This window comes from Streptomyces pathocidini, assembly GCF_001418495.1.
Classification (GTDB): Bacteria; Actinomycetota; Actinomycetes; order Streptomycetales; family Streptomycetaceae; genus Streptomyces; species Streptomyces pathocidini.
Window position 1 is genome coordinate 1 of sequence record NZ_LIQY01000522.1, and the last position, 3,949, is coordinate 3,949.

At 74.3% G+C, this 3,949-nt stretch carries 5 protein-coding genes; all 5 read left to right on the plus strand.

Features of this window, described 5'->3' with window-relative positions; all coding sequences use genetic code 11:
• The coding region (locus AOK16_RS21780; protein WP_055473874.1) for a molybdopterin molybdotransferase MoeA at positions 1 to 1,057 on the plus strand (1,057 nt) is incomplete at its 5' end.
• Positions 1,058 to 1,111: 54 nt separating this feature from the next.
• Complete coding sequence (gene moaC / locus AOK16_RS21785; RefSeq protein ID WP_055473875.1) at positions 1,112 to 1,621, plus strand: cyclic pyranopterin monophosphate synthase MoaC; 510 nt, start codon at positions 1,112 to 1,114, stop codon at positions 1,619 to 1,621.
• A complete protein-coding gene (locus AOK16_RS21790; protein ID WP_055473876.1) occupies positions 1,618 to 2,127 on the plus strand; it encodes a MogA/MoaB family molybdenum cofactor biosynthesis protein in 510 nt (169 codons plus the stop codon). Before moaC ends, AOK16_RS21790 begins: the two co-directional genes overlap by 4 nt.
• Positions 2,128 to 2,129: 2 nt before the next feature.
• Positions 2,130 to 2,753, plus strand: coding sequence for a GNAT family N-acetyltransferase (locus AOK16_RS21795; protein ID WP_079101644.1), 624 nt, complete (start codon positions 2,130 to 2,132; stop codon positions 2,751 to 2,753).
• Positions 2,754 to 2,904: 151 nt separating this feature from the next.
• Positions 2,905 to 3,949: divisome protein SepX/GlpR (gene sepX / locus AOK16_RS21800; RefSeq protein WP_055473878.1), on the plus strand; the 1,045-nt coding region annotated here is incomplete at its 3' end.

Consider the following 3,949-nt stretch of genomic DNA (forward strand, 5'->3'; position numbering starts at 1 on the left):
CGTCATCGGCGACGTCGCCGCGGGCAGCGGGGCGCTCCCCACCGTCGGCCCCGGCGAGGCGGCCCGCATCATGACCGGCGCGCCCATCCCGCCGGGCGCCGAGGCCGTCGTCCCCGTCGAGTGGACCGACGGCGGTACGGGCGGCGGCCCGGCCGCCGGCATGCGCGCCGCCGCGCACGCGCCCGAAGGCGCGTCCGGCGAGGTCCGCGTGCACCGCCCGGCCGAGGTCGGAGCGCACATCCGCGCCCAGGGCTCGGACGTCACCGCCGGTGAACTCGCCCTGGCCGCGGGCACCGTCCTCGGCCCCGCCCAGATCGGCCTGCTGGCCGCCCTCGGCCGCGGCTCGGTCCGCGTCAGGCCCCGCCCGCGGGTCGTCGTGCTGTCCACGGGCAGCGAACTCGTCCACCCCGGCGAGGAGTTGGCACACGGCCAGATCTACGACTCCAACAGCTTCATGCTCGTCGCCGCCGCCCGCGACGCCGGCGCCATCGGCTACCGGGTGGGCGCCGTCGCCGACGACGCCGAGACCCTCCGCTCCACCATCGAGGACCAGCTCATCCGCGCCGACCTCGTCGTCACCAGCGGCGGCGTCAGCGTGGGGGCGTACGACGTCGTCAAGGAGGCGCTGTCCGGGTTCGAGGCGGAACAGGGCCGCGTCGAGTTCCGCAAGCTGGCCATGCAGCCGGGCAAGCCCCAGGGCTTCGGCCGCGTCGGCCCCGACCGCACCCCGCTGCTCGCCCTCCCCGGCAACCCCGTCAGCTCCTACGTCTCCTTCGAACTCTTCGTACGCCCCGCCATCCGCGTCCTCATGGGCCTGGACCCGGCCGCCGGGCGGGAGACCGTACGCGCCGTCTGCCCCGACGGCATCGCCTCCTCCCCGAAGGGAAGCCGCCAGTTCCTGAGAGGGCGCTACGCGGACGGCGCCGTCACCCCCGTGGGCGGTGCCTCCTCCCACCTGGTGAAGGCCCTCGCCCACGCCAACTCCCTGATCGTCGTGGACGAGGACAGCACCTCGGTGGAGCCGGGCGCCGAGGTCGAGGTCGTTCTCCTGGACTGAGGGGCGACCGCTGCCGGGTACGGTGTCTGCCCACAAGACCCGACCAGGAGAGCGATGAGCAGCGGCCAGCAGGACTTCACCCACCTCGACGACGCGGGCGCGGCCCGCATGGTCGACGTCTCGCGGAAGGACGTCACCGCCCGCACCGCCCGCGCCGGCGGCCGCGTCCTGGTGTCGCCGCGCGTCGTGGAACTGCTGCGCGGCGAGGGCGTGCCCAAGGGGGACGCCCTCGCCACCGCCCGTATCGCCGGGATCATGGGCGCCAAGCGCACGCCCGACCTCATCCCGCTGTGCCACCCGCTCGCTGTCTCCGGCGTCGAGGTCGACCTGTCGGTGGCCGACGACGCGGTGGAGATCACGGCCACGGTGCGGACCACCGACCGCACGGGCGTCGAGATGGAGGCCCTGACCGCCGTCACCGTCGCCGCCCTCACCGTGATCGACATGGTCAAGGCCGTCGACAAGGAGGCCACCATCGCGGACGTCCGGGTCGAGGAGAAGACGGGCGGCAAGTCCGGCGCCTGGACGCGGGGTTCGGGCCCGGCGGAAGGGAGCGGCGCGTGACCTCCGAGCCGTCGCGCCCGTACCGCGCCCTGGCCGTCACCGTCTCCAACCGCGCCTCCGCCGGCGTCTACGCCGACAAGGGCGGCCCCCTCCTCGTCGACGGCCTGACCGCCATGGGCTTCACGGTCGACGGGCCGCGCGTCGTCCCGGACGGCGAGCCGGTCGAAGCCGTACTCCGCGAGGCCGTCACCGCCGCGTACGACGTCGTGCTCACCACCGGCGGCACCGGCATCTCGCCCACCGACCGCACCCCCGACCTGACCCGCCGGATCCTGGACTACGAGATCCCCGGCATCCCGGAGGCGATCCGCGCCGAGGGCCTGGCCAAGGTGCCCACGGCCGCGCTCTCCCGCGGGCTCGCAGGTGTCGCCGGGACTACCCTGATCATCAACCTCCCCGGTTCCACCGGCGGCGTCCGCGACGGCCTGGCCGTCCTGGGGCGCCTCCTCGTCCACGCCGTCGACCAGATCCGCGGCGGCGACCACCCCAGACCCGCGGGGAGCTGAAGCTGAACGCCCCCTGGCCCGTCGAACTGACGGACGGCGACGTCGCCCTCCGTCCCATAAGGATGCGCGACCAGCGCATCTGGCGAGAGGTGAACCGGCGCAACCGCGACTGGCTGCGTCCCTGGGAGGCGACGATCCCGCCGCCCTCCGCCGCGGGGCCCGTCACCCACCGCCCCACGTACCGGCAGATGGTCCGCCACCTGCGGGCGGAGGCGCACGCCGGCCGAATGCTGCCCTTCGTCATCGAGTTCCGCGGCCGGCTCGTCGGCCAGCTGACGGTGGCCGGCATCAGCTGGGGCTCGATGTGCTCGGGCCACGTCGGCTACTGGGTCGACGAGGCGGTGGCCGGCCGCGGCGTGATGCCGACCGCCGTGGCGCTCGCGGTCGACCACTGCTTCCGTACGGTCGGGCTGCACCGCGTCGAGGTGTGCATTCGGCCGGAGAACGGGCCGAGCCGCCGGGTCGTCGAGAAACTCGGATTCCGCGAGGAGGGCCTCCGGCCGCGCTACCTCCATATCGACGGCGCCTGGCGCGACCACCTCATCTACGCGCTGACGGTCGAGGAGGTCCCCGAAGGCCTGGTCGCGCGGTGGCACCGGGAGAGACCCGGCACGGCTCACAAATAAAAAGCGTGTTCGATATCGCTCACAAAGCGATCACATTTGCGATCCCAGAAACCCAACAATCTCAAAAGAAGCTCTGGATATCAGCCAGATCGTGCGACACACCGGGCCAATTGGCAGATGGCCTCAAGCAAACCCCTCTACCGTGTGAGATGTGAGCAGCAGCGGCCTCATCTACGCAGTCATCGTCGGGGCCTGGGCCGCCTACTTGGTGCCGATGTGGCTCCGTAGGCAGGACGAGCTCAACGAGGCCCGTCCGACGGAACGCTTCAGCACCGCCATCCGGCTGCTGTCCGGACGGGCGGGCATGGAGCGCCGTTACGCCAAGGACCTCCAGGAGCGTGCCTCCGACGACGGGGAGCCGGACGGGAAGTCCGGTGGTGCGCCGGAACCGGAGACGGAACCGGTCGGCGCCCAGGACGCGGCCGGCTCGACCGACGCGGTCGACGTCCGCTCCTTCGCGGTGTCCGCGACCACCGCCCACTCACTGCGCACCCGTGAGGTCCACGAGGCCGGCGAATCCGGTGCGGCCGAGGCGGACGAGGTGGCCGAGTCGGAGGGCGCGGAGGGGACCTCGCGCGCCGAGGCCCGTAGGGAGCGCGCTGATCGCGAGGCCCCCGCGTCCCGGCCCGAGCGGCAGCGGCCCGCCGCCGCGGCTCGGCCCGCGCTCTCCGCCGCGGAGCGCGCCCGGCGCTCGAAGGTCCTCGCGCGCCGCCGCCGTACCACCATGGGGCTGTTCCTCGCCTTCACCCTCAGCTCGGTCGTCGCCGCCGTCGGCGGGCTGGCCTTCCTGTGGGCGCCGGCGGTCCCGGCCGTGCTGCTCAGCGCGTACATCGCGCACCTGCGCGCCCACGAGCGGCGCCGCTTCGCCTTCACCATGGACCAGCGCCGCGCCGAGGCCGCTGCCAAGCGGCTCCGCGAGCGCCGCTCACCCGCCGCGGGTCGCGCCCCGCACGCCACCGGCCGCACGTCGCGCCCGCCCGGCCGCGGCGAGGCGGGCCTGGCCCGGGGCCGTGGTGACGCCGGGGGGCGAGGCCGCGGTGACGCGGGGGCGGCGCGCGAGGCGACGGTGGAGGGCGACCGTGAGGCCGTCGTGGAGAAGTCCGTCGCCGAGGCGGCGCCCGCGCCTGCCTCGCCGCACACGGCGGGCCGGCGGGCGCTGGTCGAGCAGACCGACGTGGTCGGTCTGCTCGACCAGC